The sequence below is a fragment of the Tepidimonas sp. genome, assembly GCF_029335975.1.
In the GTDB taxonomy this organism is placed as follows: domain Bacteria; phylum Pseudomonadota; class Gammaproteobacteria; order Burkholderiales; family Burkholderiaceae_C; genus Tepidimonas.
Genome location: NZ_JARJMT020000179.1, coordinates 1 through 2,781 on the forward strand (window position 1 = coordinate 1; position 2,781 = coordinate 2,781).

At 70.3% G+C, this 2,781-nt stretch carries 3 protein-coding genes; 1 reads left to right on the top strand and 2 read right to left on the bottom strand.

The annotated features are described in order from the left end of the window. Window positions 1-602 (bottom strand): ABC transporter ATP-binding protein (locus tag P3W97_RS10050; RefSeq protein WP_300846348.1); only part of this gene is annotated, 602 nt, incomplete at its 3' end. Continuing rightward, window positions 595-1,863 carry a lipoprotein-releasing ABC transporter permease subunit gene (locus tag P3W97_RS10055; protein WP_300846350.1) on the bottom strand — a complete coding sequence of 423 codons (1,269 nt, stop codon included), beginning with the start codon at window positions 1,861-1,863 and terminating at the stop codon, window positions 595-597. The genes P3W97_RS10050 and P3W97_RS10055, both read right to left, overlap by 8 nt. Window positions 1,864-1,919: 56 nt before the next feature. On the opposite strand from P3W97_RS10055, the gene P3W97_RS10060 reads away from it, so the two are divergent. After that, window positions 1,920-2,781, top strand: an 862-nt coding sequence (locus tag P3W97_RS10060) for a phosphoglycerate mutase (protein WP_300846352.1), incomplete at its 3' end; no start/stop codon positions are given.

Consider the following 2,781-nt stretch of genomic DNA (forward strand, 5'->3'; position numbering starts at 1 on the left):
GCCGTGCCCTGGGAGCGAGCCAAATCCAGCATCAGCTCGAAGACGGCACCCGCCGTCTCGCGATCCAGATTGCCGGTCGGCTCATCCGCCAGTACACAGGCCGGCCGCGTCACCAGGGCACGGGCGATCGCCACGCGCTGGCGCTCTCCCCCGGAGAGCTCGGCGGGCCGGTGCAGCAGCCGCTCGCCCAGGCCCACGCGCCGCAGCCACTCGGCCGCCTGTTCGGCCGCCACCACGCGCGGCTCGCGCCGAATCCACAGCGGCATGGCCACGTTGTCCTGGGCGGTGAACTCCGGCAACAGGTGGTGGAATTGGTAAACGAAGCCCAGATGCCGGTTGCGGGCCAGCCCTTGGCGCGTCGGGCACAGGCCATGCAAATCCTCGCCCATCAAGCGCACCTGGCCGGCGGTCGGGGCCTCCAGCGCACCCAGCAGATGCAGCAAGGTGCTCTTGCCCGAGCCGGAGGCCCCGACGATGGCCACCGTCTCGCCGGCGCGCACTGTCAAATCGACACCACGCAGCACGGTCACGTCCAGCAGCCCCTCGCGAAAGCGCTTGACCAGTCCACGCGCTTGCAGCACCACACCCGCCGACTCACTCATAGCGCAGCGCCTCCGCGGGATTGAGCCGGCTGGCCCGCCAGCTGGGGTAGAGCGTCGCGACAAAAGCCAGCACCAGCGAGATGACGGCGATCGGCACGATATCCCCGGTCTGCGGGTCGCTGGGCATGCGGCTGATCAAATAAATGTCCTGCGGCAGGAAGTGCACGCCCAGCAGGCGCTCGAGGGCGGGTACGAGTGTGTCGATATGCAACGCTACCCCCAAGCCCAGCGCCAGCCCCAACGCGGTCCCCACCACACCCACGGCCGCCCCCTGCACCACGAAGATCGCCATCACGCTGCGCGGGCTGGCCCCCAGCGTGCGCAGGATGGCGATATCGGCCCGCTTGTCGGTCACGGTCATGACCAGCGTGGACACCAGGTTGAACGCCGCCACCGCGACGATGAGCGTGAGGATGATGAACATCATGCGTTTTTCCACCTGTACCGCAGCGAACCAGGTGCGATTGGCGCGCGTCCAGTCGCGCACCAGCACCCCGGGCCCCAACGCCGGCTCGAGCTGCGCCGCCAGCTCGATGGCCACCTCCCGCGCGGCGTGCAGGTCATCCAGCCGCACCCGGATGCCGGTCGGCCCCGCCAGCCGGAACAGCCGCTGGGCGTCTTCCAGGTGCACCAACGCCAGCGTCGCGTCGTACTCGTAGTGACCGGAGTCGAATAACCCCACCACCGTCATCTGGCGCAAGCGGGGCACGACACCAGCCGGCGTGAGCTGGCCGCTGGGCACGACCAGCGTCACCGCGTCTCCGGTGGTGACCCCCAGCGAGCGCGCCAGCGCCGCCCCCAGCACGATGCCAAAGCGCCCGGGCTGCAAGGCCCCGAAGGCTTGCACCGCCAAATCCGCGCCAAGCGCGGTCACGGCCGGCTCCTGCGCGGGGTCGATGCCACGGATGACCGCCCCTTTCATGTCCTGTCCGCGCGCCAGCAAGCCCTGCTCGGCGATGAAAGGCGCCACCGCCCGAACCTGCGGATGTTGGTGCACCCGAGCCATGGTGCCGCCAGGGTCGGCCAAAGCCTCCCCGGTGGTGGAAAGCACCTCGATGTGCGACAGCACGCCCAGCATACGATCGCGCACTTCCTTCTGAAAACCGTTCATCACCGACAGGACGATGATGAGTGCGGCGACCCCCAGCGCGATCCCGAGCATGGAGACCGCGCTGATGAAGGAAATGAAGCCGTTGCGGCGGGTGGCTCGACCGGCGCGGGTGTAGCGCCAGCCAATGACGAATTCGTAAGGCAATGACATGGGTGTGCCGAAAGACTACCCCGATTGTGCCGCAGCGATTGCGCAACAATCGCGCCATGCCCGAGGTCCACCACCTGATCATCGCCTACGCTGCCCCACTGGCCAACGACAGCGCGGCGGCACCGACCCCCGCCACCTGCCCCATCCCCCCCTTGCCCGCATTGCAGCGCTGGCTGGCGCGCGCCACACCGCACGCCCAGCACGACGGCAGCCCCTGGAGCCTGACGCCGCCTCACGAACATGCCCTGGCACGCGCCCTGGGCTGGACGATGGTCGATGGAAAACTGCCGTGGGCGGCCTGGCATGCGGGACTGGCGGGCGTGGGCTGCGCCTGGCTGTGGCCATGCGCCTGGCAGGCTGGCATCGATCAGATCACCATCGTGCCACCGCAGGCGCTCGATCTGCGCGCGGAGGAGTCGGCGGCGCTGCGCGCGGCCTTCGCGCCCTACGCCGCCAGCGATGGGATCGAATTGCGCGGCGACGACCCGCTGCGCTGGCTGGCCTGCGGGGCACTGTTCGAGGGCTGGACCGGCGCCAGCCTGGATCGGGTGGCGCACCGGCGCGCCGACGGCTGGTGGCGCGACGCGGGACGCCACCCCGCCGCCCGCGCGCTGCTGCGACTGCTGAGCGAGGCGCAGATGCTCTTTCATGACCACCCGGTCAACGCGGCCCGTGCCGCGCGCGGCGCGCTGCCGGTCAATGGCCTGTGGATTGCCGGCGCGGGCTGCTGGGATGGCCACGGCCCCACGCCGGCACAGGCCAGCGTGCGATTGGTGGACGACCTGACCGCACCGGCCACCCAAGGCGACCGGGTGGGCTGGGCTGCCACCTGGGCGCGTCTGGACGAGACGCTGCTGGCCCCCTGGCTGGCCGCTGCCGACACCGATCGCCAGCCGCGCTGGCTGACCCTGTGCGGTG